23 protein-coding genes are annotated in these 23,765 nt (G+C 68.4%); 17 read left to right on the plus strand and 6 right to left on the minus strand.

Annotation, left to right across the window (positions count from 1 at the left end; all coding sequences use genetic code 11):
* Nucleotides 1–2 precede the first annotated feature (2 nt).
* Genes E9232_RS28235 through atzF form a run of 3 tightly spaced genes read left to right on the plus strand, consistent with a single transcriptional unit; the run spans nucleotide 3 to nucleotide 2,828 of the window.
* On the plus strand, nucleotides 3–668 hold the full coding sequence (locus E9232_RS28235) for a cysteine hydrolase family protein (protein ID WP_309799846.1): 666 nt from the start codon (nucleotides 3–5) through the stop codon (nucleotides 666–668).
* A complete protein-coding gene (locus E9232_RS28240) occupies nucleotides 661–1,011 on the plus strand; it encodes a cupin domain-containing protein (protein ID WP_309799848.1) in 351 nt (116 codons plus the stop codon). Before E9232_RS28235 ends, E9232_RS28240 begins: the two co-directional genes overlap by 8 nt.
* A 23-nt stretch (nucleotides 1,012–1,034) precedes the next feature.
* Nucleotides 1,035–2,828, plus strand: a complete 1,794-nt coding sequence (gene atzF, locus E9232_RS28245; RefSeq protein WP_309799849.1) for an allophanate hydrolase — start codon at nucleotides 1,035–1,037, stop codon at nucleotides 2,826–2,828.
* 2 nt (nucleotides 2,829–2,830) lie between these two features.
* Here the strand turns inward: atzF and E9232_RS28250 are convergent, their stop codons facing one another.
* Nucleotides 2,831–3,487 (minus strand): GntR family transcriptional regulator, encoded by a 657-nt coding sequence (locus tag E9232_RS28250; RefSeq protein ID WP_309799851.1) that lies wholly within the window; start codon nucleotides 3,485–3,487, stop codon nucleotides 2,831–2,833.
* A 281-nt stretch (nucleotides 3,488–3,768) separates the two neighbouring features.
* On the opposite strand from E9232_RS28250, the gene E9232_RS28255 reads away from it, so the two are divergent.
* From E9232_RS28255 to E9232_RS28285, 7 genes are all read left to right on the plus strand, one after another.
* On the plus strand, nucleotides 3,769–4,353 hold the full coding sequence (locus E9232_RS28255) for a TetR/AcrR family transcriptional regulator (protein WP_309799853.1): 585 nt from the start codon (nucleotides 3,769–3,771) through the stop codon (nucleotides 4,351–4,353).
* Nucleotides 4,354–4,511: 158 nt separating this feature from the next.
* Nucleotides 4,512–5,147: a hypothetical protein gene (locus E9232_RS28260; protein WP_309799855.1), complete on the plus strand. Its 636-nt coding sequence runs from the start codon at nucleotides 4,512–4,514 to the stop codon at nucleotides 5,145–5,147.
* Between the two features lie 96 nt (nucleotides 5,148–5,243).
* Nucleotides 5,244–6,101, plus strand: coding sequence for a cytochrome b/b6 domain-containing protein (locus E9232_RS28265; protein ID WP_309799857.1), 858 nt, complete (start codon nucleotides 5,244–5,246; stop codon nucleotides 6,099–6,101).
* Nucleotides 6,098–6,871, plus strand: coding sequence for a molybdopterin-binding protein (locus E9232_RS28270; protein ID WP_309799859.1), 774 nt, complete (start codon nucleotides 6,098–6,100; stop codon nucleotides 6,869–6,871). The genes E9232_RS28265 and E9232_RS28270 overlap by 4 nt, the downstream gene beginning before the upstream one ends.
* A 114-nt stretch (nucleotides 6,872–6,985) precedes the next feature.
* Entirely contained in the window at nucleotides 6,986–7,366 is a 381-nt protein-coding gene (locus E9232_RS28275) for a YybH family protein (protein ID WP_309799860.1), read from the plus strand.
* A 249-nt stretch (nucleotides 7,367–7,615) separates the two neighbouring features.
* Nucleotides 7,616–8,341: a response regulator gene (locus E9232_RS28280; RefSeq protein ID WP_309799862.1), complete on the plus strand. Its 726-nt coding sequence runs from the start codon at nucleotides 7,616–7,618 to the stop codon at nucleotides 8,339–8,341.
* A gap of 175 nt (nucleotides 8,342–8,516) precedes the next feature.
* On the plus strand, nucleotides 8,517–9,101 hold the full coding sequence (locus tag E9232_RS28285) for a DUF308 domain-containing protein (RefSeq protein ID WP_309799863.1): 585 nt from the start codon (nucleotides 8,517–8,519) through the stop codon (nucleotides 9,099–9,101).
* On the opposite strand, the gene E9232_RS28290 is transcribed toward E9232_RS28285, so the two are convergent.
* Genes E9232_RS28290 through E9232_RS28300 form a run of 3 tightly spaced genes read right to left on the minus strand, consistent with a single transcriptional unit; the run spans nucleotide 9,098 to nucleotide 11,628 of the window.
* The gene (locus E9232_RS28290) at nucleotides 9,098–9,979 is read right to left on the minus strand and encodes an SMP-30/gluconolactonase/LRE family protein (RefSeq protein ID WP_309799865.1); all 882 of its coding nucleotides are present in this window, start codon (nucleotides 9,977–9,979) and stop codon (nucleotides 9,098–9,100) included. The genes E9232_RS28285 and E9232_RS28290 overlap by 4 nt on opposite strands.
* Nucleotides 9,976–10,896 (minus strand): NAD-dependent epimerase/dehydratase family protein, encoded by a 921-nt coding sequence (locus E9232_RS28295; RefSeq protein ID WP_309799867.1) that lies wholly within the window; start codon nucleotides 10,894–10,896, stop codon nucleotides 9,976–9,978. The genes E9232_RS28290 and E9232_RS28295 overlap by 4 nt, the downstream gene beginning before the upstream one ends.
* Before the next feature lie 3 nt (nucleotides 10,897–10,899).
* Nucleotides 10,900–11,628: a FadR/GntR family transcriptional regulator gene (locus tag E9232_RS28300; protein WP_309799869.1), complete on the minus strand. Its 729-nt coding sequence runs from the start codon at nucleotides 11,626–11,628 to the stop codon at nucleotides 10,900–10,902.
* A 269-nt stretch (nucleotides 11,629–11,897) separates the two neighbouring features.
* Between E9232_RS28300 and E9232_RS28305 the strand changes: the two genes are divergently transcribed.
* From E9232_RS28305 to E9232_RS28325, 5 genes are all read left to right on the plus strand, one after another.
* The gene (locus E9232_RS28305) at nucleotides 11,898–13,853 is read left to right on the plus strand and encodes an ABC transporter substrate-binding protein (RefSeq protein ID WP_309799871.1); all 1,956 of its coding nucleotides are present in this window, start codon (nucleotides 11,898–11,900) and stop codon (nucleotides 13,851–13,853) included.
* A gap of 171 nt (nucleotides 13,854–14,024) precedes the next feature.
* Nucleotides 14,025–15,011, plus strand: a complete 987-nt coding sequence (locus E9232_RS28310) for an ABC transporter permease (protein WP_309799873.1) — start codon at nucleotides 14,025–14,027, stop codon at nucleotides 15,009–15,011.
* A 15-nt stretch (nucleotides 15,012–15,026) separates the two neighbouring features.
* Nucleotides 15,027–16,151 (plus strand): ABC transporter permease, encoded by a 1,125-nt coding sequence (locus E9232_RS28315; RefSeq protein ID WP_309799875.1) that lies wholly within the window; start codon nucleotides 15,027–15,029, stop codon nucleotides 16,149–16,151.
* Between the two features lie 14 nt (nucleotides 16,152–16,165).
* Nucleotides 16,166–17,908, plus strand: a complete 1,743-nt coding sequence (locus E9232_RS28320; RefSeq protein WP_309799877.1) for an ABC transporter ATP-binding protein — start codon at nucleotides 16,166–16,168, stop codon at nucleotides 17,906–17,908.
* Nucleotides 17,905–19,131: a mandelate racemase/muconate lactonizing enzyme family protein gene (locus tag E9232_RS28325; RefSeq protein ID WP_309799880.1), complete on the plus strand. Its 1,227-nt coding sequence runs from the start codon at nucleotides 17,905–17,907 to the stop codon at nucleotides 19,129–19,131. Before E9232_RS28320 ends, E9232_RS28325 begins: the two co-directional genes overlap by 4 nt.
* A gap of 21 nt (nucleotides 19,132–19,152) precedes the next feature.
* Here the strand turns inward: E9232_RS28325 and E9232_RS28330 are convergent, their stop codons facing one another.
* Both E9232_RS28330 and E9232_RS28335 read right to left on the minus strand, forming a co-directional pair.
* Entirely contained in the window at nucleotides 19,153–20,070 is a 918-nt protein-coding gene (locus tag E9232_RS28330; RefSeq protein ID WP_309799881.1) for a dihydrodipicolinate synthase family protein, read from the minus strand.
* Nucleotides 20,071–20,076: 6 nt separating this feature from the next.
* Entirely contained in the window at nucleotides 20,077–20,757 is a 681-nt protein-coding gene (locus E9232_RS28335; RefSeq protein ID WP_309799882.1) for a GntR family transcriptional regulator, read from the minus strand.
* 182 nt (nucleotides 20,758–20,939) lie between these two features.
* On the opposite strand from E9232_RS28335, the gene E9232_RS28340 reads away from it, so the two are divergent.
* Both E9232_RS28340 and E9232_RS28345 read left to right on the plus strand, forming a co-directional pair.
* Nucleotides 20,940–22,136 carry a mandelate racemase/muconate lactonizing enzyme family protein gene (locus E9232_RS28340; protein ID WP_309799884.1) on the plus strand — a complete coding sequence of 399 codons (1,197 nt, stop codon included), beginning with the start codon at nucleotides 20,940–20,942 and terminating at the stop codon, nucleotides 22,134–22,136.
* A gap of 39 nt (nucleotides 22,137–22,175) precedes the next feature.
* The gene (locus E9232_RS28345) at nucleotides 22,176–23,759 is read left to right on the plus strand and encodes an ABC transporter substrate-binding protein (RefSeq protein ID WP_309799885.1); all 1,584 of its coding nucleotides are present in this window, start codon (nucleotides 22,176–22,178) and stop codon (nucleotides 23,757–23,759) included.
* The last annotated feature ends 6 nt before the right edge of the window (nucleotides 23,760–23,765 follow it).

Consider the following 23,765-nt stretch of genomic DNA (forward strand, 5'->3'; position numbering starts at 1 on the left):
CCATGGCGATGGTGCGGGCCCGGCCGTTCGACTTTCCGTTCTCGCCGGCGACGCTGGCGCTGGTGGTGATCGACATGCAGCGTGATTTCCTGGAGCCGGGCGGGTTCGGCGCCAGCCTCGGCAACGACGTCTCGCTGCTGGCGCCGGCGGTGCCGGCGGCCCGGCGGCTGATCGCCGGCTTCCGCGCTGCGGGACTTCCGGTGATCCACACCATGGAATGCCATCGGCCGGACCTGTCCGACTGCCCCGAGGCCAAGCGCAGCCGTGGCGCACCGAGGCTGCGCATCGGCGACGACGGGCCGATGGGGCGGATCCTGATCGCCGGCGAGCCGGGCACCGCGATCGTGCCGGAGCTGGCGCCGATCGCCGGCGAGATGGTGATCGAAAAGCCGGGCAAGGGCGCCTTCCATGCCACCGGCCTGGGCGATGGGCTCGCCCGGCTCGGCATCCGCCAGCTGGTGCTGGCCGGCGTCACCACCGAGGTCTGCGTCCAGACCACGATGCGCGAGGCCAACGATCGTGGCTTCGACTGCCTGCTGGCCGAGGACGCGACCGAGAGCTACTTCCCCGAATTCAAGGCGGCGACGCTGGCGATGATCCGGGCCCAGGGCGCCATCGTCGGCTGGACCGCCCGGACCGATGCCGTGCTGGAGGCGCTCCATGGCTGATCCCCTGCATATCCCGGGCCTTGTCGCCGGCGGCTGGCGCAGCCTCGCCTATGAGCCGTTTCGCGACGGCATCGAGATCGCCCGGCTGTATGGCGAGGGCGGGGAGGGGCCGGCGATCGCGGTGCTGCGCTACCGGCCCGGCGCCACGGTGCCGCGCCACCTGCATGTCGGGGTCGAGATGATCCTGGTGCTGGAGGGCGGGCAGGTCGATGAGCACGGCAGCTATCCCGCCGGCTCGCTGCTGATCAACCCGCCCGGCACCGACCACGCCGTCGCCGCCCCGGAAGGCTGCGTGGTGCTGATCCAATGGGCCCGGCCGGTCCGCTTCCTGGATGCCGGCTGACGCCGGAAACAATGGATCTCCGAATGTCGTCCGAACCGAATTTCACCATCCCCGACCTGCACCGGGCCTATGCCGACGGGCTGTCGCCGCACGCGGTGGTCGACATCGCCTTCCGGCGGCTGCGGGCGGCTGACGATCCCGGTATCTTCATCGCCACCGCCGATCCGGCCGCTCTGCATGCGGAAGCCGATGCGCTGGGGGCTTTCGATCCCGCCCGGCCGCTCTGGGGCGTGCCGGTCGCGATCAAAGACAACATCGATGTCGCCGGGCTGCCGACCACGGCTGCCTGCCCTGATTTCGCCTACCGGCCCGAGGCGGATGCGGCCTGCGTCGCCCGGCTGCGCGCGGCGGGGGCGCTGGTGGTGGGCAAGACCAATCTCGACCAGTTCGCGACCGGGCTGGTCGGGCTGCGCACCCCTTACCCGGCGCCACGCAACGCCTGCGACCCGACGCTGGTGCCGGGCGGATCGTCCAGCGGCTCGGCCGTGGCCGTGGCCAGGGGCATCGTCGCCCTCTCCCTCGGCACCGACACCGCCGGGTCCGGCCGGGTGCCCGCCGCGTTGAACGACATCGTCGGGCTGAAGCCTTCGCTCGGTGCGATTTCGACGTGCGGCGTCGTTCCGGCCTGCCGCACCCTGGACTGCGTCTCGATCTTCGCCCTGACCGTCGAGGATGCCTGGGCCGGGCTGACGGTCCTGGCCGGCTTCGACGCCGCGGACCCGTATTCCCGGCGGGTCCGGCTGGCCCGGCCGCACCGCCCGCCGGTGCTGCGGGTCGGGGTGCCGCAACCGCATGACCGCGTCTTCCTCGGCGATCCCCACGCCGAGGCGGCGTTCACGGCGGCGCTGGCCGATCTCGAGGCGCTCGGATGCACAGTGGTGCCGATCGACTTCCAACCGTTCCGCGAGACGGCGGCGCTGCTCTACGAGGGGGCCTGGGTGGCGGAGCGCTATGCCGCGATCCAGCCCTTCCTGGAGAGCCGGCCGGATTCGGTCCACCCCGTGACCCGGGGGATCATCGAGGGCGCGCGGCGCTTCAGCGCCGCCGACGCCTTCCGCGGCCTGTACCGGCTGGAGGCGCTGCGGCGCGAGGTCGGTGCCATCCTCGCCGGGCTCGACCTGTTGTGCGTGCCGTCGGTGCCGACGGTCCACACCGTCGCGCAGGTGCTGGCCGACCCAGTCCGCACCAACAGCGATTTCGGCCTCTACACGAATTTCGCGAACTTCCTCGGCCTGTGCGGGGTGGCGGTGCCGGCGGAGCGGCGTCGCGACGGCCGGCCGGCCGGGGTGACGCTGCTGGCCCCGGATGGCGCGGACGGCCTGGTCACGGCTCTGGCCCGGGACCTGCAGCGGCGCCTCGATCGTCCGCTCGGCGCCACCGGCTGGCGGCTGCCGGCGGCGGGGCCGGCGCCCGATCCGGACGCCGATCTGGTGCCGCTGGTGGTGGTCGGCGCCCATCTCTCCGGGCTGCCGCTGAACTCCGAACTGACAGGGCTGGGCGCCGTGTTCCTGGAGACAACCCGAACCCGGCCCGATTACCGGCTGTACCGCCTGGCGGGCACGATCCCGCCCAAGCCCGGTCTGCTTCGTGTGGCCGATGGCCAAGGTCAGGCGATCGCGGTCGAGATCTGGGGGCTGTCGCCGGAGGCGTTCGGCCGCTTCGTCGCCGGCATACCGGCGCCGCTCGGCATCGGCACCGTCCGGCTTGCCGACGGCCGTGCGGTCAAGGGCTTCGTGGCCGAGGCTGCGGGCGTGGTCGGCGCCGAAGATGTCAGCCACCATGGCGGCTGGCGCGCCTATCTGGCCGCCCGGGCCTGACCTCAGGCGACCGCCTCGGGCATGGCGGGGATCAGGTCGACGGCACCGCGGACGATCGACATGTGCGACTGCATCTCGCCGGCCGCACGGTCGGCGTCGGCACGCAGGATCGCCTCGACGATGCGATCGTGCTCGGCATAGGACCGGGTCAGGCGGCTCGGGGCCTCGAATTGCGCGCGCCGGAACGGGGCGACGCGCTGGCGCACATGCAGGGCCAGCTCGGCCAGATAGCCGTTGTGCGCGCCGCGGTAGATCGCCTCGTGGAAGCGGAAATTGTGGTCCTGGTAGGCGGGCAGATCGCCATCGACGACGTGGCGGTTCGAGGCTCGGTGCATCGCCTCCAGCGCGTGCCGCTCCGGGGCGGTCATGGCCCGCGCCGCCCAGCGCGCAGCCAGCGCCTCGACCTCCGCCATCACCGCGAACATCTCGTCGATCCGCTGCGGCGTGAAGGCCGCGACCACGGCGCCGCGTCGGGGACGGGCTTCGGCGAAGCCGCTGGCCTCGAGCTGCCGGATCGCCTCCCGGATCGGCGTGCGGGACACGGCGAAGCGCTGAGCCAGGCCGGCCTCATCCAGGGCGTCGCCCGGCCGCAGCCGGCCATGCACGATGTCGTCGGACAGAGTCGTGCGGATCTGTTCGGCGCGGGTGGGAGGCTTCATCGGCGACATCGCAACGGCGGCAGGGCCTCCAGTGGAAGCCCAAGCCCGCGGTTTTGCAAGCCGACGGAGGATCGGGTCGGCGGCGGCCGCGGCCCGGGCAATCGGAAGCCCGTGCGGTGCCGCGCCGGAACGCCGGAGTGCCAGATCTTCGCGGCATAAGGCGAACTTATGAGCAATATTTAAACTACAAATTTGCCAATAATTGTCCGGTCAGTATCGCCGAGCCAGACCCGTCGCGCTTGGCGGTTGACATCCTACCAACTAGAAGGTAGTCATAGGCCATGAGCAACGCATCGACCACCGCGGACGACATCCTTGCCTGCGCGCGGACCCTGATCACAACCGGTGGCTACAACGGCTTCAGCTATGCCGACATTGCGGATGTCGTCGGTATCCGCAAGCCAAGCATCCATCACCATTTCCCGACCAAAGCGGATTTGGTGCGCACACTGCTCTCCCGATATCGGGAAGAGGCCGTCGCCGGTCTCGCATATCTGGAACAACGGACTTCCGATCCGCTCGAACAGCTTCGGAACTATACGGATTACTGGGCAGCCTGCATCAGGGACGCCAGCGCGCCAATCTGTGTGTGCGCTCTTTTGGCGAGCGAGCTTCCTGTTCTTCCGGCGGAAGTCGCCCTCGAAGTCAGAGCCCATTTCCGCATGCTCTCGGCTTGGTTGACCTCGGTCCTGGAGCGCGGCCAGCGAGTGGGAAGTCTTGAGTTGACAGACGCGCCCCACATCGAAGCGGAAGGCTTCATGGCGACCATTCATGGAGCCATGCTGTCGGCACGTGCCTATGACAATCCTGAGATATTCGGCGCTGTCACCGCTCGGCTGATCGACCGACTTTGTCATCGTCAGTGAGAGCCCGTTGATCTCCGGCAAGGAAACCGCGGCTTAGCATCTATCAGGGCGACGTTCGGTGATGCCCTGGCGGGCTTCGAGCGGAGAAGCCGCGCTGTGCAAGATGGGCCGCAAATTCGCAGCCCAAGACTACCAACTAGAAGGTAAGTGAAGATAACATGCATCTCAAAGTCTTTCCGTCCTTGATCATCGCCGCAGCACTCGGCGCCTTGGTGACGACAGGTCTTGCGTCTCCGGCATCCGCCCAGAACCAGAACGCCCAGCAGGTGCGTCTGCGGGGCAGCATCGTCGAATCCAGCAATGCGATGCTCAAGGTGAAGACCCGTGAAGGGCAAACCGTCGATGTCACGCTGGCGCAGGGCTTCAAGGTCTCCGGCGTTGCCAACGCCTCGGTGACCGACATCAAGCCCGGCGACTATGTCGGCATCGCTTCGCTGCCGAAGGCGGACGGCGGTGATGGTGCCCTGGAAGTGCTGATTTTCCCGCCGGCCCTCAAGGGCGCCGGGGAAGGAAGCTACGGCTGGGACCTCAAGCCCAACAGCACCATGACGAACGCGACGGTGGCTGATGCCGTGAAGGGTGTGGAGGGACGCACGGTGACGGTGACCTATCACGGACAGGAGAAGACGATCGCCATCCCCGAGGGCACGCCCGTTGTCACCCTCGCTCCGGCAACCCAGGCCGATCTGAAGCCGGGGGCGGTTGTCTTCATCCCGGCCCAGAAGGACGCGGGTGGCGCGCTCACAGCGCAGCAGGTTGTCGTCGGCGCCAACGGCGTCGTCCCGCCGATGTGAGCCGCGACCCCACCGGCCGGGCACCACCCCCGCTCGGCCGGTGGGGTTTTCGACCCTCAGTCCCGATCAGTTCAGTCACCCGCACAGGACGGACCCATGAACGCGGAGATGCGAAGCTCCCAGCCGGCGCCCCGCCCGAGGACCATCCTTATCCGGCGTCACTCCGTCGTTACCCGTTTGACGCACTGGCTGAATGTGCTGTGCCTCAGCTTCCTGCTCTTGAGCGGGCTTCAGATATTCAACGCCTACCCGCGACTCCACTGGGGCCAGTTCGGCGCCGACGCCGATCCTGCCGTCCTCGAGATCGGCGCAAACGAAAGCGACGGGGAGCCGCACGGCTTCATCAAAATCGGCGGTGTCTCTGTTCCCACGACGGGTGTCTTGGGCCTGTCGAAGATGGAAGGCGAGTGGACGCCGCGGGCGTTTCCGGCCTGGCTTACGCTTCCGTCGTACCAGGACCTTGCCGCCGGCCGACGTTGGCATTTCTTCTTTGCCTGGGTCTTTGTCGTCAACGGCCTCGTGTATCTCGGATACGGGCTCCTGAGCCGCCATTTCCGGCGTGATCTGGCTCCGAACCGCCGTGAACTCGCACCGCGCCACCTCTGGCGCGAGATCATCGATCATGCCCGCTTGCGTTTCCCTAAGGGGGAGGAGGCCCGGCACTACAACGCCCTGCAGAAGCTCACCTACATCGTCGTCATCGCAGCTCTCTTGCCTTTGATGGTGCTGACCGGCCTGACGATGTCGCCGGGCGTAGACGCGGCATTGCCGGTTCTTCTCGACATCTTCGGCGGGCGTCAGTCCGCCCGGGCGCTGCATTTCATCACTGCATCGCTGCTCGTTACGTTCGTCGCCGTTCACGTCGCCATGGTCATCCTCTCAGGCCCTTGGAACAACATGCGTTCGATGGTCACGGGCCGCTATGCCATCCGTCAGAAGGGACCCGGCGCATGACCAGCCTGACACGCCGTCGCTTCCTGATCGGCAGTGCTTCCGGCGCGAGCGCGCTGGCGCTGACCGGCTGCGACATGCTGGAGCAGAATTCCGGATTGGGAGCCGTCATCCGTTCAGCCGAGACGCTGACGATGAAAGCCCAGAGGCTGCTTCTGGGTCGCGGAGCGCTCGCGCGCGAATTTGCCGAGACCGACATCTCGCCATCCTTTCGGGTGAACGGGACCAGCGCGCCAGACGGCGACGAGTATGCGCAGCTCGTCGATGGCAAGTTCGCAAGCTGGCGGTTGAAGATCGATGGCCTTGTCGATCGGCCGGGGGAGCTCTCGCTCGCGGATCTCAAGACGCTCCCGGTCCGCTCCCAGATCACCCGCCATGACTGCGTCGAGGGCTGGAGCGCCATCGGCAAGTGGACAGGCGTTCAGCTTGGGATCCTGCTGAGCTCGGTCGGGCTCAAGCCCTCAGCGCGATATGCTGTCTTCCATTGTGCCGACGAGCTGGAGAGGACGCTCGACGGAAGTGGTCGATACTATGAAAGCATCGATCTCATCGATGCCTTCCACCCGCAGACGATCCTCGCCTACGCGATGAACAATCAAGACCTCAGTGTCGGCCACGGCGCCCCACTGCGCCTCAGGGTCGAACGGCAGCTAGGCTACAAGCAGGCAAAGTACATCATGCGCATCGAGATCGTCGATAATTTCACCGGCCTGTGGGGCGGAAACGGCGGTTACTGGGAAGACCGAGGATACGAATGGTATGCCGGAATCTGAGCAGTTTCGGTGGACCTCAATATCTTATCGGGCACCGCTGGTGAGCCTGCCTACATCCGCCGCCAGCCATGAATCGTGGCGAAGCTTCAATGAGAACTTGGAAGGGGAATCCCGATGTTCGCACGAGATCCGGCGCATGCCATCGAATTGATCGACAAGGCGTTCCAGGAGGCTGATGTCGATACGCTCGTCAGCCTGTATGACGATGCCGCCGTTCTGATCTCGACTGAGCTCGCTCCCGGTCGTGAGATCCGCGGCAAGCAGGAATTGCGCGATTTCTACGCTCGCGTATTGCAGCCCGGCGCTTTCTCCGTCGCCCAGATAAAGACCCATGTGGTCGAGGCGGACGGTATCGCGCTCTTTACATCGCGCTGGAGCTTGAGCCGGGAAGGCGCGCCGACCAAGAGCTTCATTGCGACAGTGGTGTTCCGACAGCAGCCAGACGGTGGTTGGAAGGATTTGATCGACAGCAGCCCCGCAGTCTTGGGTCACTGAGGGCGCTGAACCTTGATCACAGGTTGTGTGCGGCGGATGCGATTGAGCGCCCAGGATATCGCCGTGGGTCATGATGTCTCATGCCGCGGTGCGATGGTTCGGGCACAGCACAGGCGGCGGGTGCCACCGCCGCCGGAACCGGAGTCAGGACCCTTGCATCAGTATCGGACATCCCCGGCCCCGCGCCCCGCCGCCCCCTGGGCGGAGGCAGGGTTCGACATGCAATCGGCACGGCTGGATAGGAGCACCGTGGACAACCGGCTGATCCGCGTCCTCGTCGCCGACGACGACCCCGAGATGCGGAAGGAGATCGTCGATTTCCTGGAGCGCCACGGCGTTCAGGCGGTCGCGGCCCCAGGTCGGCAGGAACTGACCCGCCACCTGGCCGAGGGCAGCCACGACCTGATGATCCTGGATCTGCAATTCGGCATGGAGAACGGCTTCACCCTGCTGCCCGAGATCCGGTCGAAATCCGAGGGCCTGGCGATCATCGGCACCGGGCGCGGCAGGGATGAGATCGACCGTGTCGTCGGGCTGGAACTGGGCGCCGATGACTATCTGGCCAAGCCGTTCGGCCTGCGGGAGTTGCTGGCGCGGATCCGGGCGATCCTGCGCGGACGATATGGCCGGCGGGCACCGCAGCCGCGCGGGACCGAGCGCGGGCGCTATCGGTTCGCCGGCTGGCAGCTGGATCGCCGCCTGCGGCGGCTGACCGATCCCCTGGGGGCCTTGGTGGCACTGTCGAAGAGCGAATACGCGCTGCTGATTGCCTTCATCGAGGCGTCGCCGCGGACGCTCTCGCGCGCGCAACTGCTGCAGGCGACGCACATCCATGAGGACGTGTTCGACCGCAGCATCGACGTCCAGGTGCTTCGGCTGCGCCGCAAGCTCGAGATCGATCCCAGCAACCCGAAGATGGTCCGGACCGAGCGCGGTGTCGGCTACGTCTTCACCACGCCGGTCGAGGTGCTGTGACCGCCCCGACCAGCCCGGTGCAGCTTCCGGTCGTCGCCTCGCATGGCGTTTCCGCGCCCGCGCCAGGCGCGACCGGATGGTGCCGATCGGGACCTTGAACCTCAACCAGGCCCGAATGCACCCGCTCCAACCAGCTCGCCCTATTGGCCTACCGACTAGTCGAAAGGACAGTGCAATGACAGACAGTCACACGGATTCCACTCGCTCCAGCCAAGAACGATGGCTGAGGCTCTACTACTTTACTCGGGCGGCGTTTTCAGTCGTATGGGTGGCTGCCGCGTTCACGGTGGGTCAGCATTCCTCGACCATCGCCGCCGTTTTGCTCGTCGCCTATCCCGCGTGGGATGCCGTTGCCAACTATTCCGACGCGTCGCGAAGCGGTGGATTGGCGCTGAATCGCACCCAGGCCATCAATGTCGTCGTCAGCCTCGCGACGACACTTGCGGTCGTCGTGGCGCTGCAGATGAGCATGAACTGGGTCCTCGCGGTGTTCGGCGCCTGGGCTATCCTCTCGGGCCTGCTTCAACTCGGCACCGCCGTGCGCCGCTGGAAAAGCTACGGCGCGCAGTGGGCGATGAGCCTGAGCGGCGCTCAGTCGGCGCTCGCAGGCGTCTTCTTCATCCTGCAAGCCCGGATGCCGGCTCCGCCGTCGATCACAAACGTGGCTGGCTATGCCGCATTGGGCGCCTTCTACTTCCTGGTTTCGGCGGTGTGGCTGTCCGTGAGCGATCTGCGCCGTAAGGCCGCTCGGCGGTCCTAGGTGTCGAGAAAGCGCCAGGAGGCAAAGCCCGCCACCGGCGCCTCGGCGGCGAGCAGGGCGCCCGACAGCGGCGCTCGCGCCAGCACCTCCGGCGGGTGGCTGCCGCGCAGGCTGGTGAGGTAGAGCGTGCGGAAATCGGGGCCGCCGAAGCACGGCATGGTCGGGAACGGCACCGGAACGGGGAGGGACTCGACCAGGTCGCCATCGGCGGAGAAGCGGTTCAGCCTGCCGGCGGAGACGCCGGCGCTCCAGTAGAAGCCTTCCGCGTCGCAGCTGCCGCCGTCCGGCCGTCCCGTCGCCTCGTCCGGCGTGGCGATGCGCCGGCGGTCGCTGATCGTCCCGGTGCGGGGATCGAAGCGCCAGCGGTCGATCCACTGGCCACGGGAATCGGTGTGGAACATGGTCGCCCCGTCGGCGGTCCAGGCGAGGCCGTTGGACACGATCAGCCCCTCGATCTTCCGCTCCACCCGGCCCGACGGGTCGACCCGGTACAGCGACGCGATCGGCCCTTTCTGCGGCCGGTCGTCCATGGTGCCGACCCAGAGGGCGCCGTCCGGCCCGACCCGCCCGTCGTTGAGGCGCGTCTCCGGCCGGTCCGCCTCGATCGTGCACAGCTCCTGCCGCTCCCCGGATCGCGGATCGAACAGGATCACCCGGTCGCGCAGGGCGACCATCAGCCGTCCGGAGGCGGCGAGGCCGAGCGAGCCGACCTCGCTCTCGAACTGCCAGGACCGCCGCTGCCCGGTCGGCAGGTCGACCGCATGGACCAGGCAGGCCGGGATATCGACGAAGAAGACCTGTTCGGTCGTCTCGTCATAGACCGGGCTTTCGCCGACCCCGCAGCGGGTGTCGGCGATGGTGGCGAAGCTGAGGGTCATGATGAGGCGTTTCCCGGCGAGGAGGGAGGGGAGGGCCACGAGACGCGGCGGCGGCGCACGGCCCCGTCATGGTTCAGCGCGCAGAAGCCGGCGCCCTGGAAATGGTCGGTCACCTCGGGCAGGGGTGAGGGCTTGGGCTGGAAGGCTTCGGGCGCGGCGAAGTCGACCGTGCGGTCCTGCGGCCGATAGCCCAGCGCGGTCGCCACCGAATTGTCCCACCACGTGGCGTCGGTGGCCGAGACGCCGTAGACGGTGGTGCAGTCGATGTCCGGATGCTCCAGCCCGATCAGCACCAACTGGGCCAGGTCGCGCGGGCTGATCCAGACCGCCAGGCCGCGGGGGTCGAACGGCCGTTCGCCGGCATTGCCGATGCGGATCGCCAGGGTGCGGATGCCGGTCTTCTCGAAGTAGAGGCCGGCCTCGAGCTCGCCCCAGCATTTGCTGAGCCCGTAGAGGCCGTCCGGGCGCATCTGGTCCTCGGACCCGACCCGCGCGTCGCGCGGATAGAAGCCGGTCACGTGGTTGCTCGAGGCCAGCACCACGCGGCCGATGCCGGTGCGGACCGCCGCTTCGTATACATTGTGCGTGCCGAGCACGTTGACCCGCAGGATGTCCTCGATCGCCCGCTCGTTGGGATAGCCGGCGAAATGGACGATGGCGTCGGCGCCCTCGACCGCCGCGGTCAGCGCCGCGAGGTCGGTGATGTCGGCGGGCACCCAGCTCTCATGCTCCGCCAGCTCGCCCGGATCGACGACGTCGACGATGCGCACCGCTGTGATGCGGCCGGCCAGCGCCTTGCGCAGCACCCGGCCGACATTGCCCGACCCGCCGGTGAGGACGATCGATTTGGCGGATGATGCCGGCGCAGCGTTGTCGGTTCCGGCGGCGCCGCCGCCGGATGGCACGGTCGAGGTCACGGGTCACACTCCTTCGAACATGCGCTGCCGGGCGTTGAGGACGTGCCGGCGCATGGCTTCGGCCGCGGCCCCGGCGTCGCGCCGGCGGATCGCCGCGACGATCGCGACATGCTCGTCCTGCACGGCGCGGATCCGCTCCGGCGTCCGCATGCGGCTGAGCTGGCGCGTGATGTTCATGCCGACGGCGATGTGCGAGGCCAGCGAGGCCTGTACGGCGACATGGTAGGGGTTGCGGGTCGCCCGGGCGACCGCCTCGTGGAAGCGCTGGTCCTCGTCGGCGCCGAGCACGCCATTGCCGAGGCAGATCTCCAGCGCCTCCAGCGCCTCCTCGATCTCCCGCAGATCGTCCGGCTCCCAGCGTTCGGCGGCGAGGGCCGCGGCGACCGGTTCGAGCCCGGCGCGGAACTCGAAGCAGCGCTGCACATCGGCCAGGGAGCGGACCTGGGCGAAGCGCAGCACCGCCAGGTCCGGCTGCCGGCGGACATAGGAGCCGGAGCCCTGGCGCGAGACCACCAGCCCGTCCTGGCGCAGCCGTCCCAGCGCCTCGCGCACCACCGGACGGGAGGCGCCGAAGCGCTCCGACAGCTCCGCCTCCGACGGCAGCCGGCTGTTGAGGGCGAAGTCGCCCTGTGCGATCAGGGCGACAATGCCGTCATAGACAACCCCGCTCAGCCGCCCCGACGGGCCGCTGTCCCGCGGCAGGAGGCCGGCATCGCTGTCGGTGCCAACCATGCCCGTCATCCCTCCGCCGGCAAGTTGTCAAGATTGATCACCCCGGTGATCCTCCTGGCCGTCATGCCGAATGGCTCGTCGCCGCCCGGATTCTCCGAATCTTTTCGGTGTTTGCGCTGCAACATTCTCAGGCGACAGAAAACTTCGGAAACAAGGCCATTGCGGTTGTGATTTGTCAATATTTGTAATATGACCGGAACGACAAAGGAAGCGGGTCGGCACGCATGGCGAAGCCGGATCCGACACGCCACACAGGGGAGGATCCAGGAATGGACGAGAAGCTCAGCGCCTCGCCGCACGTGTTCGCCCGACGCATGGTCCTGAAGGGTCTCGCCGGGGTGGCGGCGCTGCCGCTCGCCGCCCGGCTGGCCCACGCCCAGGCCGCCAAGGGCGAGGCGCCCGGCCTGGCGCAGCTGGTCAAGGACGGCAAGCTGCCGCCGCTGGCCGAACGCCTGCCGGCCAACCCGCTGGTGGTGCAGCCGCTGACCAAGGTCGGCACCTATGGCGGCACGCTGCATCGCGGCCTGCGCGGGTCGGCCGACCACAACGGCATCCTGCGCCTGGTCGGCAATCAGAGCCTGGTGCGCTGGGACCTCGGCTTCACCAAGGCGCTGCCCAACCTGGCGGAAAGCTGGGACGTGAATGCCGATGGCACCGAGTTCGTGTTCCATCTGCGCAAGGGCACGAAATGGTCGGACGGCCATCCCTTCACCGCGGACGACATCGTCTTCTCGATCGAGGATTGTGCCAAGAATTCCGAGCTCTACGGCTCGGTCCCGTCGCAGCTCACCATCGCCGGCAAGCCGGTGGTCGTCACCAAGGTCGACGATGCGACGGTGAAGTTCACCTTCGCCGCGGCCTATGCGACCTATCTCGAGACGCTGGCCACCCCGCTGGGCCAGCACCCGACGCTGTTCGCCAAGCACTACGCCAGCCAGTTCCACCCGAAGTACAACGACAAGGTCGGTGACCTCGCGAAGCAGGCGAACCTGTCGAACTGGACCGACCTGTTCCGGGCCAAGTGCGGCGACATCGAGATCCCGTCGCGCTGGGGCAACCCGGAGAAGCCGGTGCTCGACCCCTGGGTGATCGACGAGCCCTATGTCGGCGGCGCCACCCGCGTGGTGATGAAGCGCAACCCGTATTTCTGGCAGGTCGACACCGAGGGCAACCAGCTGCCCTATATCGACGAGCTGTATTTCGGCATCTCGCAGGACGTCGAATCGCTGCTGCTGGACGCGATCTCCGGCAAGCTCGACATCCAGGAACGGCACATCAACCTGCTGCAGAACAAGCCGACCCTGTCGAAGAACCGGGAAAAGGGCGGCTACCGGCTGATCGAGCTGGAGCCCTCCGCGTCGCAGCAGTGCCAGATCTACCTGAACATCTGCCACAAGGACCCGAAGCTGAAGGCCTTCTTCGGCAACAAGGAGGTCCGCCAGGCGCTGTCGCTCGGCATCGACCGGGGCGAGATCATCGAGCTGGTCTATTTCGGCCAGTCCGAGCCCTACCAGGCTGGGCCGCGGCCCAGCCACCCCTGGTACCACGAGACGCTGGCCCGCCAGTTCACCGACTTCGACGCCGACAAGGCGAACGCCATGCTCGACAAGGCGGGCTACGACAAGAAGGACGGTGACGGCTTCCGCCAGCACCCCGACGGCAGCAAGGTCTTCTTCGCCATCGACGTCATCCCGACCCTCTATGCCGACCTGGTCGATGTGCTGGAGCTGGTGAAGCGGCACTGGGCGGCGATCGGCATCGACATCAAGGTCAACACCATCGAGCGGGCGTTGTACTACACCCGCGGCGACAGCAACGACCACGACGCGCAGGTGTGGCCAGGCCCCGGCGGGCTGGACCCGATGTTCGACCCGCGCGACTTCTTCGCCCAGCATCCGCAGGGCTCGCGCTACGCCATTCCCTGGACCCAGTGGTACGTCTCGAACGGCAAGTCGGGCGAGGAGCCGCCGGAGAGCCAGAAGCAGCGCATGAAGCTGTTCGACGAGGCGCGCAGCACCGCCGACCTGGACAAGCGTGCCGCGATCATGAAGCAGCTGCTCGACCTGACCGCCGAGGCGTTCGAGACGGTCGGCGTCTGCCTCGCCGTCAACTCCTTCGGCGTGGTGAAGACCAACCTGATCAACGCGCCGGAGAAGGAGCCGGATTCCTGGACCTGGCCGAATCCGGGCCCGGCCATGCCGCAGCAGTTCTTCTTCTCGAGCTGAGGGTCTGCTCACGGACCAAAGGATCGATGAACCAACCCCAAACCTGTCATCTCCGGGTCAGGCCCGGGGATGACAGGTTGGAACAGCACTCTCGTTTGCAGCATCCATTCGCGAACGAGCCCTAACGCCCTTCCTCCCGCCGCTCAGCGTCCGTATCGAGGAGAGCCCAGGATGCTCCGCTTCATCGCCAAGCGCCTGCTGTGGATGGTGCCCGCGCTCTTCGCGGTCAGCTTCCTGGCGTTCGTCCTGATCCAGCTGCCGCCCGGCGATTTCGTGACCAGCTATATCGCGACGCTGGCCGCCTCGAACGAGATCGTCGACCAGAACGCGGCGGCGGCGCTGCGCGAGCGCTTCGGCCTCAACGACCCGATGCTGTGGCAATACGCCAAGTGGATCACCGGCATCATCACCCGCGGCGATTTCGGCCTGTCCTTCGAATGGCAGCAGCCGGTCAGCGACCTGATCTGGGAACGCATGGCGCTGACCCTGGTGCTGACCCTCGCCACCCTGATCGCGACCTGGGCGATCGCGCTGCCGATCGGGGTCTATTCCGCGGTGCGCAAATACTCGATCGGCGATTACATCGTCACCATCATCAGCTTTGCCGGGCTGGCCATCCCGTCCTTCCTGCTGGCGCTGGTGCTGATGTATGTCGCCGCCATCGAGTTCGGGCAGGACGTCAGCGGCCTGTTCTCACCGGCCTATGAGAAGGCGCCCTGGAGCATCGCCAAGACCATCGACCTGCTGCAGCATTTGTGGATCCCGGTGCTGATCCTGGCGGTCTCCGGCACCGCCAGCCTGATCCGGGTGATGCGGGCCAACATGCTGGACGAGATCCATAAGCCCTATGTCACCACCGCCCGCGCCAAGGGCCTGTCGGAATTCCAGCTGCTGCTGAAATACCCGATGCGGGTGGCGCTCAACCCGTTCATCTCCACCCTGGCCTGGCTGCTGCCGAACCTGGTCTCCGGCTCGATCGTGGTGGCGATCGTGCTGAACCTGCCGACGGCGGCGCCGCTGCTGCTGCAGTCGCTGATGGCGCAGGACATGTACCTGGCCGGCGCCTTCGTGCTGCTGATCTGCGCGCTGACGCTGATCGGGTCCCTGATCAGCGACATCCTGCTGGCGCTGGTCGACCCGCGCATCCGCCTCGAATAGCGGGAAGGGGACCCGATGACCGACATCGCGACCGTCGCGCCGCCCGCCCAGCTCGCCGTCGCCTCGCAATGGCAGCTGATCTGGTGGGCCTTCCGCCGCCACCGGCTGGCCATGGCCTCGCTGGTGATCGTGATCGTCCTCTACGTGATCGCGGCCGTGCCCGGCTTCTTCGCGATCAACGACCCGAGCCAGCAGAACGCCCGCGCCGCCTTCCACCCGCCGCAGGGGATCCATCTGTTCGACCGGGCCGAGGATGGCAGCCTGCAGGTCGGCCTCTACTTCCACCCGCACAAGCTGACCCGCGACCCGGAGACGCTGGCCGCCATCTACCAGGAGGATCCGGCGCGCAAGGTCGGCATCTCGCTGTTCGGCCGCGGCTACAGCTATTCGGTGCTGGGCCTGTTCAGCACGAACATCCATCTCATCGCCTCGGCCGACCCGAAGCAGCCGCTGTTCCTGTTCGGCACCGACCGGCTGGGCCGCTGCGTCTGGAGCCGGATCATGCAGGGCGGCCAGATCTCGCTGTCGGTCGGCCTGGTCGGCGTGTTCCTGTCGCTCGCCATCGGCCTCGTCCTCGGCGGCATCTCCGGCTATTACGGCGGCAAGCCGGATTTCGTGATCCAGCGCGTGATCGAATTCGTGCTGGCGCTGCCGACCATCCCGATCTGGCTGGCCATGGCCGCGGCCCTGCCGCAGGACTGGCCGGCGATCACCCAGTATTTCATGATCACGGTGATCCTCTCGCTGACCGGCTGGGCCCAGCTGGCCCGCGTCGTCCGCGGCCGCTTCCTGTCGCTGCGGACCGAGGAGTTCGTGACCGCCGCCCGGCTCGACGGCTGCAGCGAGGGGCGGATCATCTTCCGGCACATGATGCCGAGCTTCCTCAGCCACATCATCGCCTCGGTCACGCTGGCGATCCCGGCCATGATCCTGGCCGAGACGGCGCTGTCCTTCCTCGGCCTGGGGCTGCAGCCGCCGACCATCTCCTGGGGCGTGCTGCTGCGCGAGGCGCAGAACATCCGCTCGATCGCCACCGCCCCATGGCTGTTCGCGCCCGGCGCTTTCGTCGTGGTCGCGGTGATGGCGCTCAACCTGCTCGGCGACGGCCTGCGCGACGCGGCCGACCCCTACAACAAGTGACGGCGGAGAGCGCGATGACGAACCCTCCGGCCGATCCCGTGCCGTTCCCCGGCCGCCGCAAACCGGTTCTGGCGGTGCGCGACCTGGTGACCCATTTCCCGACCCGCGCCGGGCTGGTCAAGGCGGTCGACGGCGTGTCCTTCGCGGTCGAGCATGGCAAGACACTGTGCGTCGTCGGCGAAAGCGGCTCGGGCAAGAGCGTCACCGCGCGCTCGATCCTGCAGATCGTCGATGCGCCCGGCCGCATCGTCTCCGGCGAGATGGTGCTGAACCGCGCCGACGGCAGCAGCGTCGACCTGGCCAAGCTGCACCCGCGCAGCCGGGCGATCCGCCGGGTGCGCGGCCGCGAGATCGCCATGATCTTCCAGGAGCCGATGTCCTCGCTGTCGCCGATCCACACGGTCGGCGACCAGATCGTCGAGGTGCTGCGCCTGCATCTCGGCATGAGCAAGGCCGCGGCCCGGGCGCGGACGATCGAACTGCTGAAGCAGGTCGAGATCCCGCGGGCGGAGCGCGCGATCGACCGCTACACCTTCGAATTCTCCGGCGGCATGCGCCAGCGCGCCATGATCGCCATGGCGCTGGCCTGCAACCCGCAGCTGCTGATTGCCGACGAGCCGACGACTGCCCTCGACGTCACCACCCAGGCCGAGATCCTCGACCTGATCAAGCGGCTGCAGACCGAATACGGCATGGCGGTGCTGTTCATCACCCACGACATGGGCGTGGTGGCCGAGATCGCCGACGACGTGCTGGTCATGTATCGCGGCCGGGCGGTGGAGCACGGGCCGTCCGACCGCATCTTCCACGCGCCGGAGGACCCCTACACCAAGATGCTGATCGGGTCGGTCCTCAAGCTCGAGGACAAGGCCGAGATCCGCCTCCGGCGCCCCGTGCTGCCGCCCGACCGCCTGCCGGTGATCGAGGTCGAGGGGCTGAAGATGCAGTTCGGCACCGGCAGCGCCGCGGTGGCCGCCGTCGACGGCGTGTCGCTGCAGGTGCGGGCAGGGGAGACGCTGGGCATCGTCGGCGAATCCGGTTCCGGCAAGACCACCATGGGGCGCTGCCTGCTGCGGGTCTACGATCCGACCGGCGGCGCCATCCGCTACCGCCGTGCCGACGGCGGCGTGGTCGACCTGGCCAAGGCCGACAGGCCGACGCTCGCCGCCTGTCGGCGTGAGATCCGGATGATCTTCCAGGACCCGGTCTCCTCGCTCAACCCGCGCATGACCGTGGCCCAGGTGATCGGCGAGCCGCTGCTGGTCCACGGCATCGCCCGGGGCAAGGACCTCGACGAGCGCGTCGCCGGGCTGATGCGCCAGGTCGGCCTCGAGCCCGCCTGGCGCGAGCGCTACCCGCACGCCTTCTCCGGCGGCCAGCGCCAGCGCATCGGCATCGCCCGCGCCATCGCCCTGAACCCCCGCGTCATCGTCGCCGACGAGGCGACCTCGGCGCTCGACGTCTCGCTGCGCTTCCAGGTGCTGGACCTGCTGCTGAAGCTGCAGGACGAGCTTGATCTGGCCTGCATCTTCATCAGCCACGACATCGGCGTGGTCCGCTACATGTGCGACCGCGTCGGCGTGATGTATCGCGGCCGGCTGGTCGAGATCGGGCAGGCCGATGAGGTCTGCGAGGCGCCGAGCCACGACTACACCAGGGCGTTGATCTCCGCGGTGCCGCGGCCCGATCCGCGCCGCCGCAGCATCCACAACCGCACCCGTTACACCGAACCGTCCGAGCGGAGTGTCGCGCTATGAAGATCACCGATATCAGGACCTTCCTGATGCAGGCCGGGCGGCCCAGCCCGTCGCATTGGGCGGCGGACGGCCGGTCCGACGACGCGGCGATGGCACAGGGCAAGCTGGGCGGCTTCCGCAACTGGCTGTTCGTGAAGGTCTATACCGATGCCGGCATCGTCGGCATCGGCGAATGCTCCGGCTGGCCGCGAGTGATCGAGACCGCGGTGCAGGACCTGAAGGGCCTGCTGATCGGCGAGGACCCGACGCATATCGAGCGGCTGTGGCAGAAGATGCAGATCGCGATGATGGGGCACGGCCTGCTCGGCACGGTTGGGGCCGGCGCCATGACCGGCATCGACGTGGCGCTGTGGGACATCAAGGGCAAGGCGCTGGGCGTGCCGGTGTGGAACCTGCTCGGCGGCAAGATGCGCGACCGCATCCCGATCTACTCCCACGCCAACACGGCCGAGATGGCGGTGGCGGTGGCGGGCCGCGGCATCAGGATGATCAAATGCGGCGGCGTGGCCGACCCGGTGCGGAAGGTCGCGACGCTGCGCGAGGCGGTGGGCGACGAGGTCGACATCGCCATCGACCTGCACGGCCCGCCCTGGCTGACCCCGGCCGACGCCGCCCGGGTGGCGCGGGCGCTGGAACCCTACAACCTGCTGTGGGTCGAGGACCCGATCGCGCCCGACAACATCGACGGCTACAAGCGCATCCGCGACGCCGCCCATGTGCCGCTGGCGGCGGGCGAGCGCATGGCGACGATCTTCGGCGAGCGCGAGCTGATCGAGCGCGAGCTGGTCGACGTCATCCAGCCGGACACCGGCCGGGCCGGGGGCCTGACCCAGATGAAGAAGATCGCGGCGATGGCGGAGGCGCATCACATCATGGTGGCGCCGCATTCCGGCTCGCTCGGCCCCGTCGCGGAGTATGCGGCGCTGCATCTGCTCGCCGCGATCCCCAACGCGCTGATCCTGGAGCGGCTGGACGACGACTGGCCGGGCCGTGCCCGGACCGTGTCGCCGCATCCGGTGCAGGAGGGCGGCTCGATCGCCGTGCCCGACGCGCCGGGCCTGGGCTGCGACATCGACGAAGACTTCGTCGCGCTGCACCCCAGCGAGCGCAACGTCGCCGTGCCGGTGGCCGAGACCGACCGGTCCTACGCCCCGGGCACCCACCGGGAGCACGTCTATGTCCAGACGCGGCTCCGGCGGGCCAAATACTTCACGGGGGGCTGAGCGGCCGTGGTCCGGACCGGGTCAGAGGCCCCAGCGCGAGACCTCACGCTCGAGCGTCGCCCGGTCCGCCGGATCGAGGGCCGGCAGCCCCGGCAGGCGCACCGCGCCGACCGGGAAGCCCAGCAGCCCCAGCGCCTCCTTGACCACGGTGACGTTGGCGCCGTTGCCGTAGCGGGTGCGCAGCGACTCGAAGCGGGCGATCTCGGCGACCAGGGCGCGGGCGCGGGCGTAGTCGCCTGCCTCCAGCGCCGCGTGAATGGCCAGCGACCGGGCCGGGTCGACATTGACCAGGCCGGAGGTGAAGCCGCGGGCGCCCAGCGCGTAGAACGGCGCCGCCCAGCCCTCGGCCAGGCCGCAGACCCAGACAGCGGTGGCGGCATCGCTCGACCGCACGCATTCGGCCAGCAGCATCAGGTTGGTGGTGGCGAACTTCACGCCGACGACATTGGGGTGGTTGGCGACCGACAGCAGGTCGGCCAGGCCCATGGCGTCGGACCTGACATAGGCGACCAGCGGCAGGTCGACCGCATCGGCGATCGCCCGGAAATAGGCGGCCTGGGCCTGGGGCGCGGCGAAGGGGTCGAGCGGCTGGTGCGACATGATCGCGGTCGTCCCCGACTCCTTGGCCCGGCGGCCCAGCGCGATGGCTTCGGTCAGCGACCGGCCGACGGCGGCGATCACGTTGCTGCGGCCCCGGGACGCCGCCACGGCGGTGTCGTGCACCAGCCGGACCTCGTCGGGCGACAAGGCATAGAACTCGCCGGTGTTGCCGGCGGCGACGACGTTATGGATGCCGCCGGCGACGATGCGCTCGACGATGCGGCCGGTCAGCAGCGCGTCGACGCCGCCCTCCGCGGTATAGGCGGTCGCATGCACGCCCGAGATGCCGCACAGCGCGCGGCGCAGGCCGGAAGCGGGGGCCTGGTCCGTGGTCTCCATCGTCAGCTACTCCTTCCGGCGCGCGAACGCCGTCTGCACATGTTGCCGGCCCGACCGCACGATGTGGTCGCGCATCGCTCGTTCCGCCGCGTCCGGGTCCCGGGCCTCGAGGGCCGCGAGGATGCTCAGATGCTCGCCCAGGGCGCGCTCGCGCTCCTCCTGGTCACCGAGCAGGAAGCGGCGGGCCGCCTTGTCGTAGACCAGCTGCCCGGCCAGCAGGCGCTGCAGGTAGCGGCAGCCCGACGCGGCGTGGATGGTCTCGTGGAAGGTCTCGTTCAGCGCGATCAGCCGGCGCACGGTACCGGCCTGCGTCGCCAGGCGCATGCTGTCCCCGACCGTGCGCAGCCCGGCGATCTCCTCATCGGTGATCCGCGTGGCCGCCTGGCGGGCGATCATGCTCTCCAGCGCAGCGCGGGCCAGCGCCATCTCCTCGGCCTGGGCCGCGTCGAAGGTGATGCGGATGCCGCGGCGCGGCTCGGTCCGCACCAGCCCTTCCAGCTCCAGCCGGCGCAGCGCCTCCTTCACCGGCGTGGTGCTGACCCCCAGCTGCGCCGCCGCCTGGCGCTCGTTCAGCAGCGAACCGGTCGGCAGCTGGCCGGAGATGATGGCCTGGCGCAGCTGCTCGTGCACGTGCTCGCGCAGCCCCTTCAGCATCTTCGGGTCGAGGGAGGTCAGGGGGCGCTGCAAGCGGGGCCTCTCGTTGCGGCCGGCGGCGACGGCCGGCGATTCTTGAGACTTGATATATCAGGTCCCAACGGGCTAAGTCTAGCCGCGAGGCAAGGCCGGCGCCCGGCGGCCGTGCTCCCGCCCATCCGATCGTGCCGGGGCACGCGGGGCGGCAAGCAATCGGGGCGGGGAGGACTGGCGGCGTGAAGATCGATCGTCTGCGGACCTACATGACGCGCGACAAGGACCGTCCGCGTCTGCTCGTCGCCATCGACACCGATGACGGCCTCACCGGCTGGGGCGAGTGCTACAACCACGGGCCCGACCGGGCGCTGGCGCCGCTGCTGGAATACCTGTTCACCTTCCTGCAGGGGCAGGACCCGCGCCGGATCGAGTACATCATCCAGTACCTGATGCAGCAGACGCGCTTCCCGCCCGGCGCGCTGACGCTGGCCGCGATCTCGGCGATCGACCATTGCCTGTGGGACATCTCGGCCAAGGCGCTCGGCGTCCCGGTCTACATGCTGCTCGGCGGCAATGTCCGCGACCGCGTGCGCGTCTATGCCGGCGTCTACACCGCGCCCGACGCCCCGGCCGCGCGGGAGGAGTTCGACCGGCTGAACGAGAGCTGGGGCCTGACCGCCTTCAAGCTCAGCCCCTACCGCATCAACATCTACGAGAACCGCTGGGGCGAGGTGGTGCGCACCAGCGCCGAGTATTTCCGGTCGCTGCGGGAGACGGTGCGCAGCGACTACGAGATCGCCTTCGACGCCCATGCCCGCATCTTCGAGCCGCATCAGGCGGTGCAGCTCGGCAACGCGCTCGCCCCCTACGACCCGCTGTTCTTCGAGGAGCCGATCCGGCCCGAGAATGTCGAGGCCTGGGGCGACATGAAGCGGCAGATGGCCTGCACCCTGGCGACCGGCGAGTCGCTGTACAGCCGCTTCGAGTTCCTGCGGCTGCTGTCCCTCCGTGGGGCCGACATCATCCAGCCGGACATCTGCGTGGTCGGCGGCCTGCTGGAAATGCGCAAGATCGCGGCGATCGCTGAGGCGCATTACGTCACTGTCGCGCCGCACAACCCGATGGGGCCGCTGGCCACCGCGGTGAACCTGCACTTCTCCGCCGCCCAGCCGAACTTTCGCATCCTCGAATACCGGCTGCCGCAAGGCCCGGCCTATGCCTTCGAGGCGGGCGGCACCGGTGCCGGCAGCGCCCCGTCGGAGGGCACCTGGTACGTCAAGGACCCCTACCTGCCGCGCGACGGCTATCTCGAACTGCGCCCCGACCGGCCGGGCTGGGGCGTCGAGATCGACGAGGAGGTGCTGAAGACCGACGGCTACATCCATTGGGAACGGCGCGTCACCCGCCGCCCCGACGGGTCGACCGCGTTTCCGTAAGAAAGAAAGGCGGGCATCCGCCCCACAGGGAGGACGAGAATGAGACTGTCCCTACTGGCCGCGACCGCGGCCCTGGCGCTCGCCTTCGGCCCGTCCGGGGCGCAGGCGGCGTCGCCGGCCACCGCGCTGGTCATCGGCACGCAGCTCAGCGCGGTGCCGTCGCTCGATCCGGCGGCGATCAACGCGCGCACGCCGTCCGAGGTGGTGTCGAACCTCTACGACAACCTCGTGATGGTGAGGCCCGACGACATCCAGACCATCCGCCCGATGCTGGCGGAAAGCTGGGCCGTCTCCGACGACAAGCGCACCATCACCCTGACGCTGCGCCAGGGCGCGACCTTCGTCTCCGGCAATCCGGTGACGGCGGCGGACGCGGCCTGGACCATCCAGCGCGTCATCAAGATGGGGCAGGTCGGGTCGACCGACATCGCGCTATGGGGCTTCACCAAGGACAATGTCGACCAGCTGGTCCAGGCCAAGGACGACCGGACCCTCGTCATCTCCCTGCCGCAGCCGGTCTCGACCGACCTCGTGCTCTACTCGCTGGCCGGCGCCTCGCTGGGCATCATCGACAAGAAGACGGCGCTGGAGCACGAGCAGAACGGCGACCTGGCCCAGAACTGGCTGAAGGCCAATGCCGCCGGCAGCGGCCCCTACAAGCTGACCCAGTGGCGGCCGAACGACCTCCTGCTGTGCGACGCCCGGCCCGACTATTGGGGCGGCGCGCCGGGGATGAAGCGGGTGGTGATGCGGCACATCCCGGAATCCGGGAACATGCGGCTGCAGATCGAGGCCGGCGACGTCGATGTCGGCCAGTACATGGCGAACAGCGACATCGAGGCGCTCAAGGCCAAGGGCGCGGTGGTCGATCCGGGGCCGGGGCTCGGCTTCTACTACATGGCCATGAACACGCAGGACCCGGATCTCGCCAAGCCCAAGGTGCGCGAGGCCTTCCAGCACATCATCGACTGGAAGCCGCTGGCCGAGACCACGATGAACTTCAACGGCTTCCCCTGGCAGTCGATCATTCCCAAGGGCATGCCCGGCGCCCCGACGGGAGAGCCGACCGGATACCAGTACGATCCGGAGCTGGCGAAGAAGCTGCTGGCCGAGGCCGGCTATCCCGACGGGCTGAAGAAGACGCTGTTCCCGTCGAGCGACGCGCTGCTGAAGATGGCGGTCGCACTGCAGGCCAGCGCCAAGAAGGCCGGCGTCGACTTCGAGGTGGTGCCGGGCGAGCACACGCCGGATTTCCGCGCCCGCCGCTACCAGGTGCTGGTCGGCAATTCCGGCACGCGACTGCCCGACCCGTTCGGCACGCTGGTGCAGTACGCCTACAACCCGGACAACCGGGACGAGGCGAAGCTCGGCGGCTACTACCTGTGGCGCACCGCGCTGGATGCGCCGGAGCTGACCAAGCTGGTCGACAGCTCCAAGGGCGAGACCGATCCCGCCAAGCGGGCGCAGATCTTCGCGGAGGTCGACCGCAAGTTCAAAGAGATGGTGCCGTCGCTGGTCGTCATCCTGCAGCGCACCGACCCCTATGTGTTGCGCCAGGGCGTCACCGGCTATACCGGCAACCCGACCTGGTCGACCCGCTGGTTCGACGTGAAGAAGAACTGAGGCGCG

It is taken from the genome of Inquilinus ginsengisoli, from assembly GCF_031453975.1.
Classification (GTDB): Bacteria; Pseudomonadota; Alphaproteobacteria; order DSM-16000; family Inquilinaceae; genus Inquilinus; species Inquilinus ginsengisoli_A.

Excerpts from the sequence above, each read along its gene's own strand:
- E9232_RS28290 (WP_309799865.1), bottom strand. The coding sequence starts at position 9,979 with ATGACCCTCAGCTTCGCCACCATCGCCGACACCCGCTGCGGGGTCGGC.
- E9232_RS28260 (WP_309799855.1), top strand. The coding sequence starts at position 4,512 with ATGCATCTCAAAGTCTTTCCGTCCTTGATCATCGCCGCAGCACTCGGC.
- E9232_RS28300 (WP_309799869.1), bottom strand. The coding sequence starts at position 11,628 with ATGGTTGGCACCGACAGCGATGCCGGCCTCCTGCCGCGGGACAGCGGC.
- E9232_RS28235 (WP_309799846.1), top strand. The coding sequence starts at position 3 with ATGGCGATGGTGCGGGCCCGGCCGTTCGACTTTCCGTTCTCGCCGGCG.
- E9232_RS28240 (WP_309799848.1), top strand. The coding sequence starts at position 661 with ATGGCTGATCCCCTGCATATCCCGGGCCTTGTCGCCGGCGGCTGGCGC.
- E9232_RS28255 (WP_309799853.1), top strand. The coding sequence starts at position 3,769 with ATGAGCAACGCATCGACCACCGCGGACGACATCCTTGCCTGCGCGCGG.
- E9232_RS28330 (WP_309799881.1), bottom strand. The coding sequence starts at position 20,070 with ATGGAGACCACGGACCAGGCCCCCGCTTCCGGCCTGCGCCGCGCGCTG.
- E9232_RS28275 (WP_309799860.1), top strand. The coding sequence starts at position 6,986 with ATGTTCGCACGAGATCCGGCGCATGCCATCGAATTGATCGACAAGGCG.
- E9232_RS28310 (WP_309799873.1), top strand. The coding sequence starts at position 14,025 with ATGCTCCGCTTCATCGCCAAGCGCCTGCTGTGGATGGTGCCCGCGCTC.
- E9232_RS28305 (WP_309799871.1), top strand. The coding sequence starts at position 11,898 with ATGGACGAGAAGCTCAGCGCCTCGCCGCACGTGTTCGCCCGACGCATG.
- E9232_RS28270 (WP_309799859.1), top strand. The coding sequence starts at position 6,098 with ATGACCAGCCTGACACGCCGTCGCTTCCTGATCGGCAGTGCTTCCGGC.
- E9232_RS28285 (WP_309799863.1), top strand. The coding sequence starts at position 8,517 with ATGACAGACAGTCACACGGATTCCACTCGCTCCAGCCAAGAACGATGG.
- E9232_RS28345 (WP_309799885.1), top strand. The coding sequence starts at position 22,176 with ATGAGACTGTCCCTACTGGCCGCGACCGCGGCCCTGGCGCTCGCCTTC.
- E9232_RS28250 (WP_309799851.1), bottom strand. The coding sequence starts at position 3,487 with ATGAAGCCTCCCACCCGCGCCGAACAGATCCGCACGACTCTGTCCGAC.
- E9232_RS28325 (WP_309799880.1), top strand. The coding sequence starts at position 17,905 with ATGAAGATCACCGATATCAGGACCTTCCTGATGCAGGCCGGGCGGCCC.
- atzF (WP_309799849.1), top strand. The coding sequence starts at position 1,035 with ATGTCGTCCGAACCGAATTTCACCATCCCCGACCTGCACCGGGCCTAT.
- E9232_RS28315 (WP_309799875.1), top strand. The coding sequence starts at position 15,027 with ATGACCGACATCGCGACCGTCGCGCCGCCCGCCCAGCTCGCCGTCGCC.
- E9232_RS28265 (WP_309799857.1), top strand. The coding sequence starts at position 5,244 with ATGAACGCGGAGATGCGAAGCTCCCAGCCGGCGCCCCGCCCGAGGACC.
- E9232_RS28320 (WP_309799877.1), top strand. The coding sequence starts at position 16,166 with ATGACGAACCCTCCGGCCGATCCCGTGCCGTTCCCCGGCCGCCGCAAA.